Annotated in this window: 23 protein-coding genes and 1 pseudogene; 15 read left to right on the forward strand and 9 right to left on the reverse strand. The window is 46.0% G+C overall.

Annotation, left to right across the window (positions count from 1 at the left end; all coding sequences use genetic code 11):
- Positions 1–2 precede the first annotated feature (2 nt).
- Together BT_RS06060 and BT_RS06065 are read left to right on the forward strand one after the other, a co-directional pair.
- Positions 3–965: a M48 family metallopeptidase gene (locus BT_RS06060; RefSeq protein ID WP_008765909.1), complete on the forward strand. Its 963-nt coding sequence runs from the start codon at positions 3–5 to the stop codon at positions 963–965.
- Positions 966–1,060: 95 nt separating this feature from the next.
- On the forward strand, positions 1,061–1,555 hold the full coding sequence (locus BT_RS06065; RefSeq protein WP_008765910.1) for a DUF4251 domain-containing protein: 495 nt from the start codon (positions 1,061–1,063) through the stop codon (positions 1,553–1,555).
- Positions 1,556–1,560: 5 nt separating this feature from the next.
- Here the strand turns inward: BT_RS06065 and BT_RS06070 are convergent, their stop codons facing one another.
- Positions 1,561–2,190 carry a trimeric intracellular cation channel family protein gene (locus BT_RS06070; RefSeq protein ID WP_008765911.1) on the reverse strand — a complete coding sequence of 210 codons (630 nt, stop codon included), beginning with the start codon at positions 2,188–2,190 and terminating at the stop codon, positions 1,561–1,563.
- Positions 2,191–2,272: 82 nt separating this feature from the next.
- On the opposite strand from BT_RS06070, the pseudogene wecB reads away from it, so the two are divergent.
- The 6 genes and pseudogenes from wecB (at position 2,273) to BT_RS06100 (ending at position 9,519) form a co-directional block, all read left to right on the forward strand.
- Positions 2,273–3,357 (forward strand): annotated as a pseudogene (gene wecB, locus BT_RS06075) (non-hydrolyzing UDP-N-acetylglucosamine 2-epimerase).
- Between the two features lie 415 nt (positions 3,358–3,772).
- Positions 3,773–6,349: a DUF5686 and carboxypeptidase-like regulatory domain-containing protein gene (locus BT_RS06080; RefSeq protein ID WP_011107653.1), complete on the forward strand. Its 2,577-nt coding sequence runs from the start codon at positions 3,773–3,775 to the stop codon at positions 6,347–6,349.
- Positions 6,350–6,353: 4 nt separating this feature from the next.
- Complete coding sequence (locus BT_RS06085) at positions 6,354–7,622, forward strand: replication-associated recombination protein A (protein ID WP_008765915.1); 1,269 nt, start codon at positions 6,354–6,356, stop codon at positions 7,620–7,622.
- A 36-nt stretch (positions 7,623–7,658) separates the two neighbouring features.
- Positions 7,659–8,021 carry a four helix bundle protein gene (locus BT_RS06090; RefSeq protein WP_011107654.1) on the forward strand — a complete coding sequence of 121 codons (363 nt, stop codon included), beginning with the start codon at positions 7,659–7,661 and terminating at the stop codon, positions 8,019–8,021.
- Between the two features lie 33 nt (positions 8,022–8,054).
- Positions 8,055–9,011 carry a D-2-hydroxyacid dehydrogenase gene (locus tag BT_RS06095; RefSeq protein ID WP_011107655.1) on the forward strand — a complete coding sequence of 319 codons (957 nt, stop codon included), beginning with the start codon at positions 8,055–8,057 and terminating at the stop codon, positions 9,009–9,011.
- A 187-nt stretch (positions 9,012–9,198) separates the two neighbouring features.
- On the forward strand, positions 9,199–9,519 hold the full coding sequence (locus tag BT_RS06100) for a DUF805 domain-containing protein (protein ID WP_229098429.1): 321 nt from the start codon (positions 9,199–9,201) through the stop codon (positions 9,517–9,519).
- A 173-nt stretch (positions 9,520–9,692) separates the two neighbouring features.
- Here BT_RS06100 and BT_RS06105 read toward each other — a convergent pair whose 3' ends face one another.
- From BT_RS06105 to BT_RS06115, 3 genes are all read right to left on the reverse strand, one after another.
- The gene (locus BT_RS06105) at positions 9,693–10,835 is read right to left on the reverse strand and encodes a cytochrome d ubiquinol oxidase subunit II (RefSeq protein WP_008765918.1); all 1,143 of its coding nucleotides are present in this window, start codon (positions 10,833–10,835) and stop codon (positions 9,693–9,695) included.
- 112 nt (positions 10,836–10,947) lie between these two features.
- A complete protein-coding gene (locus BT_RS06110; RefSeq protein WP_008763430.1) occupies positions 10,948–12,510 on the reverse strand; it encodes a cytochrome ubiquinol oxidase subunit I in 1,563 nt (520 codons plus the stop codon).
- Positions 12,511–12,530: 20 nt separating this feature from the next.
- Positions 12,531–12,767, reverse strand: coding sequence for a DUF4492 domain-containing protein (locus BT_RS06115; protein WP_008763429.1), 237 nt, complete (start codon positions 12,765–12,767; stop codon positions 12,531–12,533).
- 225 nt (positions 12,768–12,992) lie between these two features.
- On the opposite strand from BT_RS06115, the gene BT_RS06120 reads away from it, so the two are divergent.
- The 7 genes from BT_RS06120 (at position 12,993) to BT_RS06150 (ending at position 20,706) form a co-directional block, all read left to right on the forward strand.
- Positions 12,993–14,384, forward strand: coding sequence for a TolC family protein (locus tag BT_RS06120; protein ID WP_011107656.1), 1,392 nt, complete (start codon positions 12,993–12,995; stop codon positions 14,382–14,384).
- Positions 14,385–14,435: 51 nt separating this feature from the next.
- Positions 14,436–15,665 (forward strand): efflux RND transporter periplasmic adaptor subunit, encoded by a 1,230-nt coding sequence (locus tag BT_RS06125; protein ID WP_011107657.1) that lies wholly within the window; start codon positions 14,436–14,438, stop codon positions 15,663–15,665.
- A 6-nt stretch (positions 15,666–15,671) separates the two neighbouring features.
- Entirely contained in the window at positions 15,672–16,415 is a 744-nt protein-coding gene (locus tag BT_RS06130) for an ABC transporter ATP-binding protein (RefSeq protein WP_008763426.1), read from the forward strand.
- Between the two features lie 89 nt (positions 16,416–16,504).
- On the forward strand, positions 16,505–17,725 hold the full coding sequence (locus tag BT_RS06135; protein WP_008765923.1) for an ABC transporter permease: 1,221 nt from the start codon (positions 16,505–16,507) through the stop codon (positions 17,723–17,725).
- A gap of 18 nt (positions 17,726–17,743) precedes the next feature.
- Positions 17,744–18,817, forward strand: a complete 1,074-nt coding sequence (locus tag BT_RS06140; protein WP_008763424.1) for a sensor histidine kinase — start codon at positions 17,744–17,746, stop codon at positions 18,815–18,817.
- Positions 18,818–18,887: 70 nt separating this feature from the next.
- The gene (locus tag BT_RS06145) at positions 18,888–19,586 is read left to right on the forward strand and encodes a LytR/AlgR family response regulator transcription factor (protein ID WP_008763423.1); all 699 of its coding nucleotides are present in this window, start codon (positions 18,888–18,890) and stop codon (positions 19,584–19,586) included.
- A gap of 421 nt (positions 19,587–20,007) precedes the next feature.
- Positions 20,008–20,706: an SOS response-associated peptidase gene (locus BT_RS06150; protein ID WP_008765986.1), complete on the forward strand. Its 699-nt coding sequence runs from the start codon at positions 20,008–20,010 to the stop codon at positions 20,704–20,706.
- A 285-nt stretch (positions 20,707–20,991) separates the two neighbouring features.
- On the opposite strand, the gene BT_RS06155 is transcribed toward BT_RS06150, so the two are convergent.
- The 5 genes from BT_RS06155 to gnd all read right to left on the reverse strand — a co-directional run bounded on the left by BT_RS06155 (position 20,992) and on the right by gnd (position 26,156).
- Entirely contained in the window at positions 20,992–21,942 is a 951-nt protein-coding gene (locus tag BT_RS06155; protein ID WP_011107658.1) for a Dyp-type peroxidase, read from the reverse strand.
- Positions 21,943–22,126: 184 nt separating this feature from the next.
- Positions 22,127–22,843 (reverse strand): 6-phosphogluconolactonase, encoded by a 717-nt coding sequence (gene pgl, locus BT_RS06160; protein WP_048696912.1) that lies wholly within the window; start codon positions 22,841–22,843, stop codon positions 22,127–22,129.
- Complete coding sequence (gene zwf, locus BT_RS06165; RefSeq protein WP_008763420.1) at positions 22,840–24,336, reverse strand: glucose-6-phosphate dehydrogenase; 1,497 nt, start codon at positions 24,334–24,336, stop codon at positions 22,840–22,842. The genes pgl and zwf overlap by 4 nt, the downstream gene beginning before the upstream one ends.
- A 184-nt stretch (positions 24,337–24,520) precedes the next feature.
- Positions 24,521–24,688 (reverse strand): hypothetical protein, encoded by a 168-nt coding sequence (locus BT_RS06170; protein ID WP_225018366.1) that lies wholly within the window; start codon positions 24,686–24,688, stop codon positions 24,521–24,523.
- A complete protein-coding gene (gnd, locus tag BT_RS06175; RefSeq protein ID WP_011107660.1) occupies positions 24,681–26,156 on the reverse strand; it encodes a decarboxylating NADP(+)-dependent phosphogluconate dehydrogenase in 1,476 nt (491 codons plus the stop codon). The genes BT_RS06170 and gnd overlap by 8 nt, the downstream gene beginning before the upstream one ends.
- Positions 26,157–26,253 lie beyond the last annotated feature (97 nt).

Below are 26,253 nucleotides of genomic sequence, written 5' to 3' on the forward strand. Positions count from 1 at the left end.
GTATGCAGTACGTCGGAATCCAAACACAGCAGAGCCGGAACAACCGGCGCTCTGTTCTTCTGTTATTTCTATTTCCCTGCCTGGTAGCAGCATTGCTTTATCTGGCCTGTTATCTATTGGTCGCCTTTGGGCACGGTGAGAGCATGGAAGTAAGTATCCTGGAATTGGCTAATCCTCTTTTCATCAATGCCCTCCCCTATACGATGGGTGTCGTATTGATTTGGTTCCTGATAGCTTTCTGGGCGAATACGAGTATCATCAAAGCCGCCACAGGCGCCAAACCTCTCGACCGCAGAGAAAACAAACGTGTCTATAATCTGGTCGAGAACCTCTGCATGGCAAACGGAATGAAGGCTCCGAAAATCAATATCATCGACGACGATTCATTGAACGCTTTTGCCAGCGGTATCAACGACCGCACCTATACGGTCACTCTCTCGAAAGGGATTATTCAGAAGTTGAACGACGAAGAACTGGAAGCAGTCATCGCCCACGAACTGACTCACATCCGCAACAGGGATGTGCGCCTGCTGATCGTCTCGATTGTATTTGTCGGAATCTTCTCGATGCTGACGCAAATCACTTTCTATACTATTACGCACACGCGCATACGTAGCAACGGAAAAAACGGTGGAGGAGCTATCCTCATCATACTGATTGCTTTAGTAATAGCGGCTGTCGGTTACTTCTTTGCCAGTCTGATGCGCTTCGCCATTTCACGGAAGCGCGAATATATGGCGGATGCCGGTTCGGCGGAGATGACAAAGAATCCGTTGGCATTGGCAAGTGCCCTGCGCAAAATTTCCGATGATCCGGATATAGAAGCGGTAAAACGTAGCGATGTAGCGCAATTATTCATTCAGAATCCGGGCGACCAGTCGAAAAGTGCCCTCAGCGGGCTTAGCGGACTCTTTGCCACGCATCCTCCTATCGAGAAACGCATCTCCATTCTGGAACAGTTCTAGGGATTTCTGTTTAATTTTCATTAAAGAAAGCAGGAGGACTCCTTATTTTTAGTATATTTGAGTGTTATACATATATACACTAAACTGTAACTGATATGAAAACAAGAAAACAAATCCTTATGCTACTGCTGGTTATGCTAGCAGGAATCCCGACTCTTTCGGCACAGACCAAGAAGGAGAAGAAGGAACAGAAGAAAGAAGCTGTCAGACAGCTGATCGTATCAGAAGACTACAAGATAGACGTCAACACTGCTATGCCCATGCGCGGACGTTCTATACCTCTGACTTCACAATACTCACTGCAAATCAGAAATGATTCGGTATTCTCTTACCTCCCTTATTACGGACGTGCTTACAGCGTTCCTTATGGCGGAGGAAGCGGGCTGATATTCAACGCTCCCCTCAAAGAATACACGATGGATATGGATAAGAAGGGAAACGCCGTTATCAAATTCTCCGCACGAAGTCCGGAAGACTTCTTTGAGTTCAGGGCGAAAGTGTTCCCCGACGGCACCACCAGCATTGACGTCACGATGCAGAACCGTCAGGCAATCAGCTACCGGGGAGAAGTGGATCTGGACAAGAAATAAAATCTTCAAGAATCGCCGTCAGTCTCTTCACTACCTTTTAATATAGGAAGGCAAATGTGGTATTTCACGGCAAGGATGCGTGTAACAAATACCGCCGATCCGCCAACGAGCTGACAGACATAAGATTCCATCCCTGCGGCATCGCACAGCCAGTAAGCGATGCCGCCTACTACACACGCCATCGCATAGATTTCTTTTCGGAAAATCAAGGGGATCTCATTGATAAAGACATCACGAATCACACCTCCTGCGGCACCTGTGATACTACCCATGATGATGGCTACCCAAAAAGGATAGCCCAAAGCGATACTTTTCCCCACACCGACCACCGTAAACAAAGCCAGTCCGATGGTATCGAATATAAAAAAGGTATTATTCAGACGGATCAGCCAGCGACCGAAACAGATCACCCAGATCAAGGCAAGTCCCGTACAGATCAAATAGATAGGGTTCGTCATCCATCCGGGCGTCACATCCAGCAGTACATCACGGATGGTACCGCCACCGATAGCGGTAGCAAGACCTACGACATAGGCTCCGAACCAGTCGAAACGCTTTGCCGAAGCCAGCCGGATACCACTAATAGCAAAGGCAAATGTGCCTATAAAATCAAGAATTTGAACGAATGTCGGCATATATTTGTTATTTTGTATGCAAAGTAACGAATAAATTCCGTAAGAAAATGTACTTTTGCTACACGAATTAGATAGAAACAATATGAAAATAACAATTGTTGCCGGGGCACGCCCCAATTTCATGAAAATAGCCCCTATCACACGCGCCATCGAAGCCGCAAGAGGGCTGGGTAAAAGCATCTCCTACCGTTTGGTGTACACAGGCAGACGGGACGATACAAGTCTGGATGCTTCCCTGTTTTCGGATCTCGACATGAAAGCTCCCGATGTCTACCTTGGAGTGGAAAGCAGTAACCCCACCAGTCTGGCAGCCGGAATCATGATCGCCTTCGAACAGGAGCTGACGGAAAATCCGGCACACGTCGTCCTGGTAGTGGATGATCTGACAGCAACCATGAGTTGCGCCATCGTAGCCAAGAAACAAGGAATCAAGGTAGCCCATCTGGTAGCCGGCACACGTTCCTTCGACATGAAGATGCCGAAGGAAGTAAACCGGATGATTACCGACGGAGTATCGATTATCTGTTTACCGGCCGCATGGTGGCCAACCGAAATCTGAATCAGACAGGCACGGAAAGCGAAAACGTATATTACGTCGGCAACATTTTGGTAGATACCGTTCGTTTCAACCGGAACCGGCTGCTCAAACCGGTATGGTTCTCCGTACTGGGACTTCAGGAAGGTAATTATCTCCTGCTCACCCTCAACCGACGTGTACTGCTCAACAACAAAGAGAACCTGCGGAAGTTGATGCAAACGATGATCGAAAAAGCTGCCGGTATGCCTATCGTAGCGCCCATGCACACTTATGTGCGCAATGCGATCAAAGACCTCGGCATAGAAGCCCCGAACCTTCATATCATGCCTCCGCAGAATTATCTTTTCTTCGGATATCTGATCAATAAAGCCAAAGGAATCATCACGGACTCCGGCAATGTAGCCGAAGAAGCTACGTTCCTCGGCATCCCCTGTATCACGCTCAACACGTATGCCGAACATCCGGAAACGTGGCGCGTGGGAACGAATGAACTGGTCGGCGAAGATCCGGCAGCACTCGCTCAGGCTATGGATACGCTGATGAAAGGTGAATGGAAGAAAGGCGAACTCCCCGAACGCTGGGACGGACGAACAGCCGAACGAATCGTACAAATTTTAACAAGTAAATAACCGGAGTGGTTGAGCCGGATTCGATGATCAACGAGCCGGCTTAATAGCCAGACAGAAGTAGCCGACCACTATCAGGTTCGACAAGTGTTTCAGAAAGTTTCACGCCGAGGAAACCAAAGTTTCAAGGCGTAGAAACCAGAGTTTCAAGCAGTGGGAACTAGAGTTTCAAGGCATGAAACTTTTTGTTTCAACCGTTGAAACAGATTTTGGAACTACGGAAAAGAATCGGAGCATGCCGGTTCGCAAGATGTGGCATACGTTGAAAAGGGAAGTATAAAAAGACAAAAACAATCTGCCTCCTTCCATTGTTGAATGATATAAGCTTGTAAATAACAAAAAACGATGGGTAAAAAAAGTTATATACTCTATTTTACTCAGACTTATTTGTTAACTTTGCAGCCCTACTACGAACGTTATGATACAACGATATAACAAAATACTGATACTGCTCTTAGTCGTATTTGCAGTTTCAAATGCTTTTGCGCAGCAAATAAAGGGGGTTGTAACTGATTCAGTCACTCATGAACCACTAATGTATATCTCTGTCTACTACCAAGACAAGAGAGATATGGGTACTGTCACCAATATTGACGGAGAATATAAGCTCGACGCGCGGAGAAACGGAGGAACGCTCGTTTTCTCTTCCATCGGATATGTCACCAAAACCGTCAAAGTAGGCTCCGGAAATCAGACCGTCAATGTTAAACTCTCTCCGGACGATGTAATGCTCACCGAAGTAGTCGTAAAGCCACAGAAAGAAAAATACTCCCGCAAGAATAATCCGGCAGTCGAATTCATGAAGAAAGTGATCGAACACAAAAAAGCACAAGTGCTCGAAGTGAACGATTACTACCAGTACGACAAGTACGAGAAAATGAAAATGTCTATCAACGACCTGACTCCGGAGAAACTGGAAAAGGGTATCTACAAGAAATACTCATTCCTCAAAGATCAGGTGGAAGTGTCGGAGACGACCAACAAACTGATTCTCCCTATCTCCGTACAGGAAACGGCCTCACAAACCATTTTCCGGAAAGATCCCGAAAGCAAAAAGACCATTATCAAAGGAAAGAACTCCAATGGTATCGAAGAGTTTTTCTCCACAGGAGACATGCTGGGGACTGTTCTGAAGGATGTTTTTGCCGATATCAACATCTATGATGATGACATCCGGCTGCTCCAACAGCGATTCGTAAGCCCTATCGGCAACAATGCCATCTCATTCTATAAATACTACCTGATGGATACGCTGATGGTGGACAAGCGCGAATGCGTACATCTGACGTTCGTACCGCAGAACTCACAGGATTTCGGATTTACAGGCCATCTTTATGTGCTGAAAGATTCGACCTATGCCGTTCAGAAGTGTACGATGAACCTGCCTAAAAAGAGTGGTGTCAACTTTGTCAACCGCATGGACATCGTGCAGCAGTACGAGCAGCTTCCCAACGGGAACTGGGTATTGGCGGATGACGACATGACGGTAGACCTTTCATGGAGTTCCAACAAAACCTCGGGAGGGTTACAGGTAGAACGAACGACTAAATACAGCAATTATAAATTTGATCCGATAGAACAGCGATTGTTCCGTTTGAAAGGTCCTGTGATCAAGGAGGCCGACATGCTTTCGAAAAGTGACGAATACTGGGCGAGTGTGCGCCAGGTGCCGTTGACCAGAAAGGAAAGCAATATGGATGTATTCGTCAACCGTCTGGAACAGATTCCGGGATTCAAATATATCATCTTCGGTGCGAAAGCATTGATCGAGAACTTTGTGGAAACAGGCAGCAAAGGCCATAAGAGCAAAGTGGATATCGGTCCTATCAACACCATGATTTCAAGCAACTACATCGACGGAACCCGTTTCCGCCTGAGTGGTATGACTACTGCCCATTTTGACAAGCATTGGTTCCTGAGCGGATACGGAGCTTATGGTCTGAAAGACGAAAAGTGGAAATATAGCGGAACGCTGACTTATTCTTTCAACAAACGAGATTATGTAGTATGGGAGTTTCCCAAACATTTTATATCTGCAACGTACAGTTATGATGTAATGTCACCGATGGACAAGTTCCTGTTTACGGACAAAGACAACATCTTCCTTTCGATGAAAACGACAACGGTAGACCAGATGTCATATATGCGTGATGCTACCATCAACTACGAACTCGAAACGCTGACGGGATTCGGAGTGAAAGCCATGCTCCGCCATCGAAATGACGAGCCTACCGGAAAACTGGAATATCTGCGGAATGACGCCGCACAAACCCGTGTGCATGACATCACGACTTCCGAAGCGAGTGTGACACTGCGTTATGCTCCGGGAGAATCTTTCGTCAACTCCAAGCAGCGCCGTGTTCCGGTGTCGCTGGACGCTCCTATCTTCACGCTGACTCATGCCATGGGCTTCAAAGGCGTGCTGGGCGGAGAATACAACTTCAACCGCACGGAAGCAAGCATCTGGAAACGTTTCTGGCTTCCCGCTTCGTGGGGAAAGATAGACTGTAGCGTAAAAGCAGGGGCAGAATGGAATGTCGTACCTTTCCCGCTATTGATTCTGCCGGAAGCCAACTTGTCATATATCACTCAACGTGAGACATTTTCCCTGATCAACAATATGGAATTCCTGAACGACCGTTATGCGTCCATGTCACTTTCTTATGACATGAACGGAAAGTTGTTCAACCGCATCCCGCTGATCAAGAATCTGAAATGGAGAGAAATGTTTCGTATCCGCGCATTGTGGGGGACATTGACCGACAAAAACAATCCATTCAAGAGCAGCAACCCCGACCTCTTCCGTTTCCCGACACGCGACGGTAAATTCACCAGTTTCGTGATGGACCCGAAGGTGCCGTATATCGAAGGAAGTATAGGTATCTACAACATTTTCAAGTTGCTGCACGTTGAATATGTACATCGTTTCACCTACCGTGACAATCCGGGTATCAACAAGAACGGTATTCGTTTCATGGTATTAATGGTATTCTAAGACTATGCAACCTTTAGCAGAACGGTTACGACCAAAGACATTGGATGATTATATCGGTCAGAAACATTTAGTTGGACCGGGGGCTATCCTGCGCAAGATGATTGATGCAGGACGTATTTCTTCGTTTATCCTCTGGGGACCTCCCGGAGTGGGAAAAACCACATTGGCACAGATTATCGCCAATAAACTGGAAACTCCGTTTTATACGCTGAGTGCCGTGACTTCAGGCGTCAAAGATGTGCGCGAAGTGATAGAGCGTGCCAAGAGCAACCGCTTTTTCTCGCAATCCAGTCCGATCTTGTTTATCGATGAAATCCATCGTTTCAGCAAGTCGCAACAGGATTCTTTGTTGGGAGCTGTGGAAAACGGTACGGTGACGCTGATAGGCGCAACGACCGAGAATCCATCATTCGAAGTGATCCGCCCTCTCCTCTCCCGTTGCCAGCTTTATGTGCTCAAATCTTTGGAAAAGGAAGATTTGCTCGAACTTCTGCAACGTGCCATCACCACCGACACCATACTGAAAGAACGGAAAATCGAACTCAAAGAAACGACAGCCATGCTGCGCTTCTCCGGCGGAGACGCCCGTAAACTGCTCAATATACTTGAACTTGTAGTGGAATCGGACACAGAGGAAACGGTTGTCATCACCGATGACATGGTGACCGAACGTCTGCAACAGAATCCGTTGGCTTACGACAAGGACGGGGAAATGCATTATGACATCATTTCCGCTTTTATCAAGTCTATCCGTGGCAGTGATCCGGACGGGGCTATTTACTGGCTCGCCCGCATGGTAGAAGGTGGTGAAGACCCTGCTTTCATCGCACGGAGACTCGTTATCTCTGCTGCCGAAGATATAGGTCTGGCCAATCCGAATGCATTGCTGCTGGCGAATGCCTGCTTTGAAACTCTGATGAAAATCGGTTGGCCCGAAGGGCGTATCCCTTTGGCGGAAACAACTATCTATCTGGCAACGAGTCCTAAAAGCAATTCGGCATACAGTGCCATTAACGATGCATTAGAACTGGTACGTTCCACTGGAAACTTGCCTGTGCCTCTGCACTTGCGCAATGCTCCCACCAAGCTGATGAAACAACTGGGATATGGACAGGAATACAAGTACGCCCACAGCTACGAAGGCAACTTCGTGAAGCAACAATTCTTGCCGGACGAGCTGAAAGAAAAACGAATATGGCAACCTCAGAACAATGCCGCCGAACAGAAGCATGCAGAACGGATGCAACAGTTATGGGGAGAAAGGTTCAAATAAGTATTAGGTATTAAGTATTAGGTATTAGCCGTAGCCGTGAAAGAAAATTTATTAAAAGAGAAGTCTACCAAATTTGCAATTCGAATAATTAATCTATATAAGTATTTAAGAGATTGCAAGAAAGAAACAATTCTATCAAAACAGATATTACGTAGTGGAACTTCTATCGGTGCTAATATTAGAGAAGCTATTTATGCAGAATCACATCTTGACTTTATACACAAATACTCTATTTCTCAAAAGGAATGTTCTGAAACAGAATATTGGCTATATTTACTTCAGCAAACAGAATATATAAGCGATGAACAATATGAATCTATTAATACTGACTGTCTGGAAATACTTAAATTACTGACAGCAACAATTGTAAAACTAAAGAACAATGGGAACATCCCATAATACTTAATACTTATAACTTAATACTTAAATATAATGAAAACAGTAGTTTTAGACGGCTTTGCCGCCAACCCCGGTGATTTATCATGGGAAGGTTTGAAAGCTCTCGGAGAATGTACCATTTATGACCGTACTGCCCCCGAAGAAGTATTGGAACGCGCAGCCGGAGCTGAAGTGATTCTGACGAATAAAGTAATCATCAACGCCGATCACATGACTGCCTTGCCCGAACTGAAGTATATCGGTGTGCTTGCTACGGGATACAACGTAGTGGATACGGCAGTAGCCAAAGAACGTGGTATTATTGTAACTAATATCCCTGCATATAGCACAGCTTCCGTTGCACAAATGGTATTTGCGCACATTCTTAATATCTGTCAGCAGGTACAGCATCATTCGGAAGAAGTCCACAAAGGTCGTTGGACCAATAACAAGGATTTCTGTTTTTGGGATACTCCGTTGATAGAATTGCGGGATAAGAAAATCGGTCTTGTCGGATTGGGAAATACAGGATATACTACTGCTCGCGTTGCCATCGGTTTCGGTATGCAGGTATATGCTTTGACTTCAAAGTCTCACTTCCAGTTGCCACCGGAAATCAAGAAGATGGATTTGGATCAGTTGTTCAGCGAATGTGATATTATCAGTCTGCACTGCCCGCTCACTCCGGAAACTCACGAATTGGTGAACGCACGCCGTCTTGCTCTGATGAAGCCGAATGCTATTTTAATTAATACAGGTCGTGGCCCATTGGTTAACGAACAAGATCTTGCAGATGCACTGAACAGTGGCAAGATTTATGCTGCCGGAGTAGATGTACTTTCTTCGGAACCTCCTCGTGCCGACAATCCGTTGCTGACTGCAAAGAACTGCTACATTACTCCGCATATCGCGTGGGCAAGCACAGAAGCTCGTGAGCGTCTGATGAATATTGCCATTAGCAATCTACAGGCTTATATCTCCGGAACACCGGAAAATGTAGTGAATAAGTAAAAGACTATATATTTGAATAATACGGAAAAGGCTGTTTCTTTTTTATTTTGAAACAGCCTTTATACTCTACCCCATCTTACCATTCCTTAAAAGGAAATTAAATCTTATACTAATAAACCTCACGAATATGTTCGAATTAAAGTTTAACCTGAAAGGCACAATTAATAGAAAAGAGTTTCTGCTATCCATGATTCTGTCAATTATAAATTTCATTGTATGTCTAGCAATATCCATGATTGATCTATTTATACACTTTGGAGGCGATTACAAAACGGGAACAACACCTTCATTAAGTTTTTGGGGAGGAATCATTCTGTTTATAACTACAGTTATGATTCTCATAACATTATGGTATTTTCTTGCACAATGTATGAAAAGATTGCGTGATATTTCGTTATCCGGTCTGTGGTTATTGGTATTAATCGTTCCAATAGCGAATATCTTCCTGTTAGTATATTTATTATTTGCCAAGAGTACTGACAATACCCAAAAAGATATCTCTGCTTGAAACACGATAGATGAGTTACATAAAAGAAAAGCTATTACAGAGGATGTTATAATTAAAAGAACTCCCCTTATGTAAGTCAACTCCATATCATAGAAATTGCCTTATATAAGGGGAATTTCCGGTAAATCCCAATAAAATATTCAATCGGTTATTCCATTTAGGAAAAGTTATATTTAATAGGAATGTCCTCCTTCATCCATCTCCTTCTCTGTAATCTTATGGCGGTCGATACTACGCCATGCATAGAATATATAAGCTATCACAAACGGAACAAGAATAGAGACATAAGCCATAGTCTTCAGCGTAAATTCACTCGAACAGCTGTTAGCCAATGTCAGCGAACTTTGCAAGTCCGTATATGAAGGATAATAAGCAGTGTTATTATATCCGGCTACGAGTAACAAAGCCAAGACTGTCAGCACTGTACCTATCCCTGCAAACCAGATTCCTTTGTCGAAAGTCTTTTTCAGAACTGTCTTACCGATTCCAAAAAGTACCAATACTACACCTATCAGGAAGATGATCAGAACTACCGGCATTTCTATAAAGTTGATAAAGTACTTATAAGGCTGCATATAAACCTCCAATGTATCCGGATTGACAGCAAAACCGTCAGAAACCAATGTACGGATTACAAATACCAAAAAGAATACAAGGAAGAAAATAGTATTATTCAATACTGCACGACGACATTTATCGGTCAGTTCCTTATCCGCTATACTATTAATGAAATAGAGCGAACCCAACACACGCGCCAAAAAGAATACAGCCAGTCCGAGAATAACATTCCAGATATTAGTCAACGCGTCCAGTCCGTGCCATCCATTTCCCCAATGACTGATAACCGGCATAATCGTATCCGTCATATTCGCCTTATTGATATAGAAATCAGAACCGGTGAAGAAAGTAGCAACTGCTCCACCCAGCAACAGAGGTCCTACAACCCCATTAATTACCAAGAAAGTCTGATAGGTCTTTTTACCCAGCAAATTCCCTGCCTTGCTCTGGAACTCGTAACTCACAGCCTGCAACACAAAACTGAAAAGAATAATCATCCAAAGCCAGTAAGCCCCACCGAAACTGGTACTGTAAAACAACGGGAACGAAGCAAAGAAAGCACCTCCGAACGTTACCAGCGTAGTAAACGTAAACTCCCACTTACGTCCAGTAGAGTTCACCATCATCTTACGATGTTCCTCCGTCTTACCCAAACAGAACAATAAAGAATTTCCTCCCTGCACAAATAATAAAAATACAAGTATGGCCCCCAGCAAGGAAACGACCAGCCACCAATATTGTTGTAGAAATATATACATAATATGTAAGTATTAAGTTTTAAGTAATAAGTAACAGGTAATAAGTAATAGGTAATAAGTAATAACCATGCTGATAAATCAGTCAGCAGCTACGATTATTACTTAATACCTATTACCTATTACTTATCTCTTCTTCCGGTCCTTTCTTAATCGCCTTCACCATAATCCCTATCTCCGCAATCAGCATTACGGTAAACAAGATCAGGAAGATAAAGAAAGTAGCCTGAACGGAGCCTACATCCAATTTAGAGATAGCCGCCGATGTAGGAAGCATATCGCGGATAGCCCAAGGCTGACGACCGCATTCGGCAACCACCCATCCTGCCTGTCCGGCAATGTAAGCCAAAGGAATGGTCAGCAGAGCGATCCAATGCATCCAGCGCATCTTACTCAAATCTTTCTTATATATAAAGAAGAGCACAACTATGAAGAAAAGGATAAAATATCCGCCCAGGATAACCATTATACGGAAAGCGTAGAAGTTCAGAGGAACATTCGGAACCAGCTGATTCACATCTTTAATATATCCGTATCCGAAGTATGGCATATTCTCCTGCAAAACCTGATAGGCAACAGCGGCATCTTCCTCGTGCCCGGCGCTCTTCGCTGCACGATAAGCAGCCAGCGCTCCGATAGCGGTCTTACCCCGCTCTATCTTTTCGGCTGCCGACAAAGCAGTCGTACCGTCTTTCAGCTGATAGCCGCCTTCGATAATATTGGTAATTCCGGGGACATACCCGTCCACATCCCGCTCGGCAAGGAACGAAAGCATACTGGGTATCTCAATCCGGAACAGGAAAGGGTCTTTCCCATCATTGTAAGTCTTCTTTTCGGGGTTCAGCATTCCTATTCCCACCAGACCTACATTGGTTCCTCCTTCATAAAGTCCCTCTACAGCCGCCAGTTTCATCGGTTGGGTCTGTGCAATCTGATAGCCGGAACCATCGCCCGTCCATACAGCCAGCAGTGAAGAGACAAGCCCGAAGATAGCACCGATCTTTATGCTTGCAAGCGCAAACTCGCGATTACGTTTCTTCAGCAGAAACCAACAACTGATTCCTACAACGAACACGCCACCAAGTACCCATCCGGACAATACCGTATGAAAGAACTTGTTGACCGCTACAGGCGAAGTTGCCACCGCCCAGAAATCAACCATCTCATTACGCACTGTATCGGGATTGAACTCCATACCTACCGGATGCTGCATCCATGCGTTTGCTACGAGAATCCACCAAGCGGAGATCGTAGCCCCCAGACCAGTCAGCCAGGTAGAAGCAAGGTGGAAGCGTTTGCTCACCTTATCCCATCCGAAGAACATGACAGCGATAAACGTGGCTTCCATAAAGAACGCCAGAATACCTTCAATAGCAAGCGGTGCACCGAAAATATCACCTACAAACCAAGAATAATTACTCCAGTTCGTACCAAACTCAAACTCCAGGATCAATCCTGTCGCTACACCAATGGCGAAGTTGATACCGAAAAGTTTCATCCAGAACTTGGCTGTCCGCTTCCAAAATTCATTGCCTGTTTTATAATACAACGTCTCCATTATTCCCATCACCACAGCCAGTCCGAGGGTGAGCGGAACGAAAATCCAGTGGTACATGGCTGTCATCGCAAATTGGGCTCTCGACCAATCGATCAGCGAGGTGTCAATACTTTCAATCATAATCTTATGTAGTTTAAGAGTTAAAAATCAGTGGTTTTCTCCGGAAGTGCACGCTGTATCAGCTCATTTCCCACATACGTACCCTTGTCGGCATCTGTAGGATGATCGCCGAGAAAGTCGGGAAAGAAGAAAATTTTGAGGATGAAGAACATAATGAATAATTTCACTAAGATAATAAGCCACAAAGTACGACCTAACGTCATACTACGGAAACCCTCCAAATAAAAGTTCCATATTGCAAGCAGTGTATTCTTCATAAGCTGACCTTAGAATTTGTAATGAGTACAAATATACAATTTTTATAATTAAAACAAACAAGTAAGGCAAAATGTTGCATGATTTGTATGGTTTTTCTCAAAAAACCTGCCTATCGACAGAAAAAAAACATTTAACGGCGAAAAAGCGCCATCTGTCTATCGCTTTTGCAGCTAATATAATATGTACGTACCTTCGTTCCAGTAAATCAATAGACATATAAAAATATGATAAATGTAAGAAGATTGACAGTGATAGCATTTCTTGGAGCGGGTCTGCTGCCCGGTATATCCGCCCAGGAATCTTCTGTGCAGACAGCCGCCCAGAGCGAGATGAATCTCCCCGCCCAATGGGATTTACAGTCGTGCATCGACTATGCGTTGCAACAGAACATTACGATTCGCAAAAACCGGGTGAATGCGGAAAGTACACAGATCGATGTGAAGACAGCCAAAGCTGCCCTGTTCCCCAGTCTGTCGTTCTCAACGAGCCAGAACATGGTGAACCGTCCGTATCAGGAATCAAGCAGAACGATCAGCGGAAGCGAGGTGATCGAGACAACCAGCAAGACCAGTTACAATGGCAATTATGGTCTGAATGCTTCGTGGACCATTTATAATGGTAGCAAGCGACTGAACACCATCAAACAGGAGAAGCTGAACAATCAGGCAGCCAATCTGGATGTAGAAACGTCCGAGAATAGTATTCAGGAATCTATTGCTCAGATTTACATTCAGATTCTCTATGCAGCGGAGTCCGTCAAGGTTAATGAAAACACGCTGCAAGTTTCCATTGCGCAACGCGACCGCGGACAGGAACTTCTGAATGCCGGAAGCATTGCCAAAAGTGATCTGGCACAACTGGAAGCTCAAGTCAGCACCGACCGTTATCAATTAGTAACAGCGCAAGCCACTCTGCAGGACTACAAATTACAACTGAAACAACTGCTCGAATTGGATGGGGAGAATGAAATGAATGTCTATCTCCCCGCCCTGTCCGACGAAAACGTACTGTTGCCATTGCCCACCAAGAAAGATGTGTATATGAGCGCGCTCACCCTCCGTCCGGAAATCGAGGCGAGCAAACTGAGCGTAGAGGCTTCGGAACTGGGTATCGATATCGCCAAAGCGGGATATCTCCCCACCATCAGTCTGAGTGCAGGTATCGGAACGAACCACACCAGCGGCAGTGACTTCACCTTCGGAGAACAGGTAAAGAACGGATGGAACAACTCCATCGGAGTTTCTGTCAGCGTTCCTATCTTCAATAACCGTCAGACCAAGAGTGCCGTGCAGAAAGCGAAGTTACAGCGCGAAACAAGTCTGCTGTCGCTGCTCGACGAACAGAAAACACTGTATAAGACCATCGAAGGACTTTGGCTGGATGCAAACAGTGCGCAGCAACGTTATGCGGCAGCGAACGAAAAGCTGAGAAGTACACAGATCAGCTACGACCTGATCAGCGAACAGTTCAATCTGGGCATGAAGAATACAGTAGAGTTGCTGACGGAAAAGAACAACTTGCTACAAGCACAGCAGGAGCAGCTTCAAGCCAAATACATGGCGATACTGAACACTCAGTTGCTGAAGTTCTACCAAGGAGACAAACTGGCATTATAAGCCTTCTTCCTTACTAAAAGCGGAATATAAATAAGTAAAACAGAATATAGAATGAAAACGAAAAAGATTATCCTGATCGCTGTGGCAGTTGCCGTAGTAGTGGGCGGAGGAATCTGGTTCTTTACAGGTTCTCCGGCAAAGCACAAGGTGATGTATGCCAGTGCGACTGTCAGTAAAGGCGATATCTCCAATTCGGTGACTGCCACCGGAACAATCGAACCGGTGATAGAAGTAGAAGTCGGTACGCAGGTATCCGGTATCATCGACAAAATTTATGTAGATTACAACTCGGTAGTAACCAAAGGACAGCTGATTGCCGAGATGGACCGTGTCACTTTACAGAGTGAACTGGCATCCCAGCAGGCAACTTACGATGGTGCCAAAGCCGAATTTGAATATCAGAAGAAGAACTACGAACGTAGCAAGGGATTGCACGATAAGTCATTGATCAGCGATACCGACTACGAGCAGGCTCTCTATAATTATCAGAAGGCCAAGAGCGCTTTCGACAGCAGCAAGGCATCTCTGGCAAAAGCAGAACGTAACCTGTCATATGCTACGATTACTTCTCCGATAGACGGAGTTGTCATCAGCCGCGATGTAGAAGCCGGACAGACCGTAGCTTCCGGATTCGAAACTCCTACCCTCTTCACCATTGCGGCCGACCTGACACAGATGCAGGTAGTAGCAGACGTGGATGAAGCAGATATAGGCGGTATTGAAGAAGGACAGCGCGCCAGCTTTACTGTCGATGCTTATCCGAATGATGTGTTTGACGGAGTCGTGACACAGATTCGTCTGGGAGATGCAAGCAGTAGCAGCAGCGCCAGTTCAAGTACCAGCACGGTAGTCACTTATGAAGTAGTGATCTCTGCTCCGAATCCGGACTTGAAGCTGAAACCGCGTCTGACAGCCAATGTGACTATCTTTATCCTTGATAAGAAAGATGTATTGTCTGTCCCCAACAGAGCTTTGCGTTTCACCCCCGAAGCACCGTTGATCGGTAAGAATGATATCGTGAAAGATTGCGAAGGCGAACATAAGGTATGGACGCGCGAAGGAACCACCTTTACGGCTCATCCGGTAGAAATCGGAATCAGTAACGGTATTTCCACAGAGATCATCAGTGGTGTTGCCGAAGGAACCAAGGTCATCACGGAAGCCACTATCGGTGCTATGCCGGGCGAGAGTATGGATGGAGAACCGGGTCAGGGAAACGGAGAAAGAAGCCCGTTCATGCCAGGACCTCCGGGAAACAACAAAAAGAAAAGCAACAAGTAGCCAAGTATGAAAAAAGTAATTGAACTTCAAAATATCAAACGAGACTTTCAGGTGGGAGAAGAAACCGTCCATGCGTTACGGGGCGTTTCGTTCACCATCAACGAAGGTGAGTTTGTGACCATTATGGGTACTTCCGGTTCGGGAAAGTCCACACTGCTCAACACGTTGGGCTGTCTGGACACTCCTACCAGCGGGGAGTATCTGCTCGATGACATCTCCGTGCGTACCATGAGCAAGCCTCAGCGTGCCGTACTGAGAAACCGGAAAATCGGCTTCGTCTTCCAAAGCTACAACTTGCTGCCCAAGACGACGGCTGTGGAAAACGTAGAGTTACCGCTGATGTACAATTCGTCAGTGAGTGCTTCTGAACGTCGCCGGCGTGCCATCGAAGCGTTGCAGGCAGTAGGCCTGGGCGACCGGTTGGAGCATAAGTCCAACCAGATGTCCGGAGGACAGATGCAGCGCGTAGCCATCGCCCGTGCACTGGTAAACAACCCTGCGGTCATCCTTGCCGACGAAGCAACCGGAAATCTCGACACACGTACGTCTTTTGATATACTTGTCCTGTTCCAAAAGCTTCATGCGGAAGGACGTACCATTATATTCGTAACGCACAATCCCGAAATCGCGCAATACAGCAGCCGGAATATCCGCCTGCGCGACGGTCATGTCATTGAAGATACAGTCAACACGCATGTCCTGTCCGCCGCCGAAGCACTAGCCGCATTGCCCAAAAGCGATGAGGATTGAAGATAAGTAATAGGTAATAAGTATTAGGTATCAGGTATTAAGTATTAGGTATCAAATATTAAGTATTAAGTAATAAGTAATAGTAGTTTATGAATGGAACTAACTTATTTAAAATAGCTCTCCGGGCATTGGCGAACAACAAGCTGCGTGCTTTCCTCACCATGCTTGGTATCATCATCGGTGTCGCTTCCGTCATCACGATGCTCGCTATCGGTCAGGGATCGAAGCGAAGCATCCAGCAACAGATATCGGAGATGGGATCGAACATGATCATGATCCATCCGGGAGCCGACAGACGGGGGGGGGTCCGGCAAGACCCATCGGCTATGCAGACGTTGAAGCTGACCGACTATGAGGCCTTGCGCGATGAGACCAATTTCCTGTCCGCCATCAGTCCTAATGTGTCTTCGTCGGGACAGCTTATCGCGGGTAACAACAACTACCCGTCATCCGTCAGCGGTGTTGGGCTGGAGTATCTCGACATCCGTCAGCTGAGTGTAGAAAGTGGAGATATGTTTACGGAAGCCGACATACAAAGTTCGGCTAAGGTCTGCGTGATCGGTAAAACGATTGTAGACAACCTCTTTCCGGACGGAAGCGATCCGATAGGGAAAATCATCCGCTTCAACAAGATACCGTTCCGGGTGGTCGGTGTGCTCAAAGCCAAAGGGTACAACTCTATGGGACAGGATCAGGACAATATCGTACTGGCTCCTTACACCACCGTCATGAAACGATTGCTTGCCGTCACCTATCTTCAGGGTGTCTTTGCTTCTGCCCTATCGGAAGACATGACCGAGTATGCTACCGATGAAATCACGGAAATCCTGCGGCGCAACCATAAGTTGAAAGCTTCGGACGAAGACGATTTCACCATCCGTACCCAACAGGAGTTGAGTACGATGCTAAACTCTACCACCGATCTGATGACCACCCTGCTCGCCTGTATTGCCGGAATATCTCTGGTAGTGGGCGGTATCGGTATCATGAATATTATGTACGTATCCGTCACCGAACGTACCCGTGAAATCGGTCTGCGTATGTCCGTCGGCGCACGTGGCGTTGATATTCTGAGCCAGTTCCTCATCGAGGCTATCATGATCAGTATTACGGGAGGTCTTATCGGAGTCATCATAGGCTGCGGAGCCAGCTGGATCGTGAAGAGCGTGGCACACTGGCCTATCTTCATCCAACCTTGGAGTGTCTTCCTTTCTTTCGCAGTCTGCACCGTCACCGGAGTCTTCTTCGGATGGTATCCTGCAAAGAAAGCAGCAGATTTAGACCCGATAGAGGCAATCAGATACGAATAAAAAACTATCTTTGTCTTTATGAAACAAAGCCTAACATCCGCACGTCGTCCCCTGGAAGCACTGATACACATTATCGGCTGGGGGATTATGTTCGGTTTTCCGTTCTTCTTTGTAGAGCGCGAAAACGGAAACATCAACTGGATGGCATACTTACGCCATTCTGCCGTACCGTTGTCTTTCATGATCGCGTTCTACGTCAACTACTTCCTGCTGGTTCCCCGATATCTTTTTCAGAGCCAGACCAAGAGATATATTACTTACAATATTCTCCTGTTGTGTGTCATCGGTCTGATGCTGCACCTTTGGCGGAGTCTGACATTCGATCCTTCCTTTGTTCCCAAGCCTCACCGGTCGGGTGGTCCTCCGGGATGGCTGTTCTTTGTCAGAGATATGCTGAGTCTCGTCTTCACCATTGGACTGAGTGCCGCCATACGTATGAGTGCCCGATGGACACAAGCGGAAGCTGCCCGTAAGGAAGCGGAACGGAACCGTTCGGAAGCGGAACTGAAGAATCTGCGCAATCAACTGAACCCACATTTTCTGCTCAATACGCTGAACAATATCTATGCCTTAATTGCTTTTGATACAGACAAGGCGCAACAAGCTGTGCAGGAACTAAGCAAGCTCCTACGCTATGTGTTGTATGATAATCAGCAGACCTACGTCCCGCTAGGCAAAGAGACTGACTTTATCCGCAACTATATCGAACTGATGCGCATCCGCCTGTCCTCCAATGTACAGATGACTACGCAGATTGATATACTGCCGGACAGTCGGACTCTTATCGCACCGCTTATCTTTATCTCGCTAATTGAGAATGCCTTCAAGCACGGTATATCGCCTACGGAACGGAGTTTTATCCATATCCATCTTGCGGAAAATGAGACGGAAGTGATCTGCGAGATAAGCAACAGCAACCACCCGAAGAACATAATGGACAAGAGTGGTTCGGGGATAGGACTGGAACAGGTGAACCGACGACTGGAGATTCTTTATCCAGGCCAGTATACCTGGCAGAAAGGTATTTCAGAAGACGGCAAGGAGTATAGATCAAGGCTGAGCATCCGTGTGAGGGAGAGTATTAATAAGTAATAAGTATTAAGTAATAGGTAATAATTGAGAGTATATTCGGTTTAGGTAATTAAATAAAATATAGAGAATTATGATATTACGTTGTGCCATTGTAGATGATGAGCCATTGGCTCTGGGCCTACTGGAAAGTTATGTGAATAAGACTCCGTTTCTGCAACTTACAGGAAAATATTCCAGTGCAGTTCAGGCAATGAAGGAGTTGCCGGGCGAAGAAGTCGATCTTCTTTTCCTTGACATTCAGATGCCGGAACTTAACGGACTGGAGTTCTCACAAATGGTAGATTCCCGTACGCGTATCGTTTTTACCACCGCATTCGGTCAATACGCTATCGACGGTTATCGTGTCAATGCACTCGATTATCTGCTGAAACCGATCTCGTATGTCGATTTCCTGCAAGCAGCCAATAAAGCCCTGCAATGGTTCGAGCTGGTGCAGAAGCCGGAAGAGATAGACAGCATCTTTGTAAAAAGCGACTATAAGCTGGTACAGGTAGAACTGAAAAAGATCATGTACATCGAAGGACTGAAAGATTACATCAAAATATATACGGAAGATGATGCCAAACCCATCTTGTCACTCATGAGCATGAAAGCCATGGAAGAGCTTTTGCCTTCCAGCCGGTTCATACGTGTACACCGTTCATTCATCGTCCAAAAGGACAAAATACGGGTGATCGACCGTGGACGTATCGTCTTTGACAAAACGTATATCCCCATTAGTGATAGTTACAAGCAGGTTTTTCAGGCATTTTTGGATGAAAGAAGCTGATGATTGTCTAATTTATCGGCAAAAAAGTGAATTTTGTCGATTATAGTTTGTCAGAAATCGGTTTTATATGTAACTTTGCAACGAACAGAAAGGGATTGTGAAATTCCAAGAATAGAATAGTTTAGTTAAGTCTAGTTTAGTTTTTGTGTTGAGTGCTTCCTCGTCGGCGGACGATCTAGGAAGCACTTTTTATTTATCTATTTATAGAACAAGCTGGACGATAGCACTAAATCAAAGAAAAATAACATAAAGTTTGATTATACCTAAAGCTCTTTTATATTCTATTAAATCTTAATACATTTCTTTTTGCGAGCAAAGACTTGACTCCGTTTGTTTATAGGGGGGATGCTCAAACAAGAACAGCTCTCCGGACGTTATACTACTGATATCAACCAAATTATAAACATTAATTGCAGATAATATGTGTTTCCACAACTCCATGTCAGCCAAAGCCATCAAAGTTGCCGCCCGTTACGGACGCCAATCGGATGTAGTCGAGATTTACCAAAGCATTCTTGACGAACAGTATCATGTGAATGCGTTCACTTTCCCCAGATATCCTATCATTACTTCTTCGGACGAAGTACAGGTTTTCAACTGGGGACTCATCCCTTTCTGGGTAAGAAGCGAAGAGGATGCGACAGAAATAAGAAAGATGACACTCAATGCCCGTGCGGATACCATTTTCGAGAAACCGTCTTTCCGCGAACCGATCATGAAGAAACGGTGCATAGTGCCCAGTACCGGCTATTTTGAATGGAGGCATGAAGGAGCAAACAAAATACCTTATTATATATATGTGAAAGATGAACCTATCTTCTCGATGGCCGGCATCTACGACCGTTGGCTGGACAAGGATACGGGAGAGGAACACGAAACTTTCTCCATCATCACCACTGACACCAATTCGCTGACCGATTACATCGATAACACCAAGCACCGGATGCCCGCCATACTCACCCAAGAGGAGGAAGAGAAATGGCTCAATCCCTCATTGAGCAAGGCCGAAATAGCTTCTTTACTGAAACCCTTCGATACAGAGAAGATGGATGCATACGTTATCAGAAACGATTTCTTAAAGAAATCTCCCAATGATCCGACAATAGTACAAAGGGCATAGGAAAAAGAAGTTTATCCTAAAAAAGTGAGAGGTGTGAGGGAGGAATTGCAACTTTTATATTTTTATTTCACTGTTTCTACTCTCTAATTTTCAACTAAAAAAAATACGAATGTTAGAAATCCTCTCTCACTCCTCTCACTTTTTCCCCTTTATTTCATGAAATTCGGAAGAAAGTACAAAAAGAAACAGAGTTCAAAGAGTAAAACGTGGTGGGAAATCCGGAAAACATAACCATCTTTTCCGAACTTCCCACCACGTTTTATCTAGTTCGCACCGTCCGGTGATTTACTCACCCAACTCGCCCAGCAAATCATACGACGGCACAAAGAAAAGCGTCCCCGTTATTGCCGTACTGAAATCGAGCAAGCGGTCGGTATTGCCCGCCGGACTGCCGATAAACATATTCTCCAACATCCGGCGAGTCGTGCTGAATGTACTAGCATACCCAATAAAATACGTACCATACTCCCCCTTCGAAGTATTGGCAAACGGCATATTGGCACGTACAATCTTCAGATCATCACCGATATTGGTCACAGCATTATGCGCATTCCCCGGCTTCTCTTCGTCCGACAGCTCCACATCATTGAACTTATGACGTCCGATCACCTTTTCCTGTTGTTCCACCGGAAGCGCATTCCACGCAACCATATCATGAATGTATTTCTGCACAAACACATAACTGCCTCCTGCAAAATCCGCATCCTCCTCGCCTATCACCGCAAAATGATAGGGATTCTCATCGACAGCAGGATTCTCCGTACCGTCCACAAAGCCGATAATCGCCTTACCATCCATATAGCGAAATCCATGCGTCTCATCAACAGACACCACAGCCCCTTTAAGCTTCTCATCAAGGATAGAAGCAAACTCGAAACACAGCCCCATCTGCTTCGCCCGAATATGGAACAACAAATCACCGGGAGTAGAAACAGCTGTATACTTCTCCCCTTTTATCTCGGAGAAAGTACTCAGCTCTTTCGGTTTACCCTTATCGGGGAAAAGCCGCGTCCACGCATCAGCCCCGAATCCCATCGTGCAACTGAATTGCATATCAGGAAAACGATTGCGCATACTACGGATCATTGCCGAGAAATTGGCACATACATCCTTTACTTTATCAACCGTATCGGGGGAATCTGTCAGGTTATAGACTATAAATATTACATTCTCTCCCTGTTTTCCGGCCACATCCTGTGGGATATGACCGCCGAACGAATTTTGAAATGGATTCATATTCTTTTAATTTTAGTTTTTTAGTTTCGCCCATAAGATATATCCGGTGATAAAACCGAATCAAAACCGAATGGCTACATAGGCAAGAAGCTCCCGGCTTCGACCCCGTGAGCTTCTCTCTTCTCCAATGTTACTCTCTCTTCTTATATATAATATACTTTGTCTTTATATTGTCTCTCTCTTTTCAGTCATTCCGCACATACATCGCGGCTCCGGCATCCATAAAGAGTTCGACATTCTCCGCATGATGCGCTATATAAGCCGCCGGCCCCGTATCTCCCGAGTGGCAAATTTCTTCCACCACTTCCGCCTTCGCCTTTCCGGTAATCAGAAAAATAACAAGGCGAGCGGTCAAGATCGGAAATCCGGTCATTGCAATACGTTTCTGTCCGTTGCGGGGATGAGTGCTGGTCACATAAATCTGGTCGGAAGAGAGCAAAGCCTCCTGTCCGGGGAAGATAGAGGAAGTATGTCCGTCATCTCCCGCTCCCAACAGCACAATGTCAAATTCGGGCCAGCCATTTTTCTTGGGTACCTGCTGGCTGACAAGTTCGGAATAGCGGACCGCTTCTTTTGCCGGTTTCACTTCTCCGCGGATGCGGAATACATTTTCGTAAGGAATGGGCACTATCCCCAAAAGCAGGGAACGCATCATTCCATAATTACTATCAGAATCTTCGGGAGGAACGCAACGTTCGTCTACCCAATAAAGTTTCATACGCTTCCAAGGAGTAATATCAGCGTATTCATTTGCCCATAAATCAAACATCAAGGCGGGAGTGCTGCCACCACTCACTGCTATGTTGAACGTTTTGTCCGGTTCAGCATTCATGATATCCACCAGGTGGAATATCAACGAACGGGCTGTCTCCATAGACGACGGGAAAACAGATAGTTTCATAGTTCGCAATATTGGTCTGTATTTGTTAAATTCTTACACGGATTGGTCCAGTCTGCCCCATGCTCGTGCATCATAGCTTCACTTTCGAGAGGTCCCCACGTACCTGCCGGATAGCCGTACAAAGGTGCGTCCGGATTATCTTTCCAATAACGTAAGACCGGATCAAAGAAGTTCCAGGAAGCCTCTACAGCATCACTTCGAGTAAATAAGGTCGGATCTCCCTGAATGCAGTCGTCAATCAGACGGGCATAAGCGTCACCGCTCGGCACGCCGCCCAACTGTGCGTAACTGAAATCCATCGTCACCTGACGGACTTCGAAACCTGCACCCGGAACCTTCATTCCGATCTTCAACACAATACCCTCGTTTGGTTGCAAACGAAGGATCAACTTATTAGCCCTCGGACAGTTACCGCCGGAACAGCGGAACATCTGATGGGGCGTCTCGCGGAAGTGAACGACAATTTCCGTCACCTTCGTCGGCATCTGCTTACCGGTGCGGATGTAGAACGGTACCCCGCTCCAACGCCAGTTACTGATGCCCAGCTTCATCGCAATATAAGTCTCCGTACGCGAGTCGGGAGCCACTCCCTTTTCCTCACGATACCCCTTCTTATTGCCCGAAGCCGTATATTGTCCGCGAACGATATGTTCATTCAAGTCCGTCTCCGTAAGCGGAGTCAGCGACTCATAAACCTTCACTACCTCATTCCGGAAATTATCCGCATTGAATACCGCCGGCGGCTCCATAGCCGTAAGAGCTACGAGCTGAATCAGGTGATTCTGCACCATATCCCGCAAAGCCCCCGCCGTCTCGTAAAAACCTCCGCGCTGCTCAATACCCAGATTCTCTACAGCAGTAATCTCCACATAATCAATATAATTACGATTCCATAACGGCTCAAAAATACCATTGGCGAAACGGAAAGCAAGCACATTCTGCGCCGTCTCCTTGCCCAGAAAATGATCGATACGATAAATCTGATGCTCATCAAACACAGAAGAGTAAATCTTATTCAACTCAAGCGCCGACTCCAGATCATACCCGAACGGCTTCTCAACAATAATACGAGAATGAGGAGTATTCAGCCCGGCCGCCTTCAAATGCAAAGGCACCACCCCATACAGCGAAGGCGGAGTAGCCAGATAGAACAACAAATTATCCGGATCGACCTCCTTCGTAAGCTCTACCAAACGCTCCCGCAACTGCGAATATCCCTCCACTTTCGCAGGATCCATCGGCAAATAATACAAATGAGACACAAAAGAAGACATCAGCTCCAAATTCTGCTCTTCAGCCTTTACAAACTGCTGCAACTCCCCAAGTATATATGAACGGTAATCTTCATCAGAATAGACAGTACGCCCAATTCCCAGAACAGTAAAACTCCCCGTCAGCCGTTTATCCCGATACAGAGAGTACAATGCGGGCATCAACTTGCGTTTAGTCAAGTCGCCCGAAGCACCAAAAATAATCATTGCAAATTTATCCATCGTCGTATTTTTAACTTTTTACCTTTTATCCATCCATCACCGCACCTAAACCGACCAGCCTCAACCAACCGACAAACCGACCAATCTCAACCAACCGCCCTAACGCATAATCACCCACACACCCACTACTACCCCCACCTACAACTTACCATCCGAACGGTCTCCCGGCCTCACCGAAGGAGCGTCAAGCGGAGGCTGTATCTCCGGCGTGAAGAAGGGCAGGCTGTTTGAGCGGAGCGAGTTCCTGCCCTTTAGCCGGAGATGCGGCCGGAGTAGCTCCGTAGGTGCAGCCTTGATTTTTTCTTTTGGTACCTTTCTTTTGCATCAAGGCAAAAGAAAAGTACTCATACATTATAAGTCCCCGACTTCGTCTCCCCTCCGTGCCCCGTCCAATTCTCATGAAAGAACTGTCCGCGCAGCTCATCCTTCCTCTCAAACGTATGCGCACCGAAATAATCTCGTTGCGCCTGCACCAGATTGGCAGGTAAATTGTCAGAAGTCAGCGAATAAAAATAATTCAAAGCCGAAGAGAAAGCCGGAACAGGCAATTCCTCCTTCATCGCCTCCGCCACCAGATTCTTCCATCCGGGGAGCAAAGACTTGATCTCCTCACGGAAGTAAGGAGCCAGCAACAAATGCTTCGGCTTATCCGCCGCCTCAAAAGCAGCAGCTATATCATTCAGGAAAATACTGCGGATGATACATCCCCCACGCCACATACGGGCAATGGAAGCCAAATCCAGATTCCATCCGAAAGAATCAGAAGCCCGCTGCAACACAGCAAAACCCTGCGCATACGACACCAGCTTGGAAGCGTAAAGCGCAGAAAATATCTCCTTCACCAATTCCGCCTTATTATATATAGGTAATGTATGCTTGCACAAGAACTGCTTGGAAGCCAGATGACGCAACTCCTTCTGAGCCGACAGACTGCGTTCGAACACCGCCGTGGCAATCAAGCCCAACGGCATCCCCAACTCCATCGCATTGATGACAGACCACTTTCCCGTCCCCTTCTGTCCGGCAGCATCGAGAATCTTATCGATCAGATACCCACCGGATTTATCCTTGTGACGCAAAATATTAGAAGTAATCTCAATCAGATAACTGCGCAACTTCCCTTCATTCCAACGGGCAAAAACGTCCGCCATCTCCTCATTCGTCAGATCAATGAGATTCTTCATCACCCAGTAAGCCTCGGCGATCAACTGCATATCACCGTATTCGATACCATTGTGAATCATCTTCACAAAATGTCCCGATCCGGCAGGGCCTACCCACTGGCAACAGGGAGTTCCGTCCGGCGCTTTCGCCGCGATGCTCTGCAAGACAGGCTTCACTTCCGGCCACGCTTTCTCCGATCCTCCGGGCATGATGGAAGCACCGTTCAACGCACCTTCCTCACCGCCCGACACTCCGCTTCCTACAAACAAGAAGCCTTTCGATTCTGCTAATTTTACACGGCGATTGGTATCTTCGTAATTAGAATTACCACCGTCAATCAGAATATCTCCGGGAGAAAGCAAAGGGAAAAGCTGATCCATCAGTTCGTCTACCGGACTGCCGGCACGTACCATCATCATAATCTTGCGAGGGGTGGCGATTGATTCCACAAAAGCCTTTATATCTGTAAAACCTTCAATGTTTTTACCTTTTGCACGACCATTCATGAAGCGGTCTACTACTCCTTCTTCCACTCCGGGGACGGTACGATTGTAAACAGAGACGTGCCAGCCCTTGCTTTCCATATTCAAAGCAAGGTTCTCACCCATCACTGCCAGACCGATCAACCCGATATCTGTTTTATTCTGATTTGCCATATCTTATATATTTTAAAATATTGTTTATGTAAGAAACACTTGAAAAGCACATTTGTTCGCTAGTTTTAGATTAAAATACTATTTTTGTAGTCAACAA

Origin of the sequence: Bacteroides thetaiotaomicron VPI-5482, assembly GCF_000011065.1 — a bacterium.
Taxonomy (GTDB): domain Bacteria; phylum Bacteroidota; class Bacteroidia; order Bacteroidales; family Bacteroidaceae; genus Bacteroides; species Bacteroides thetaiotaomicron.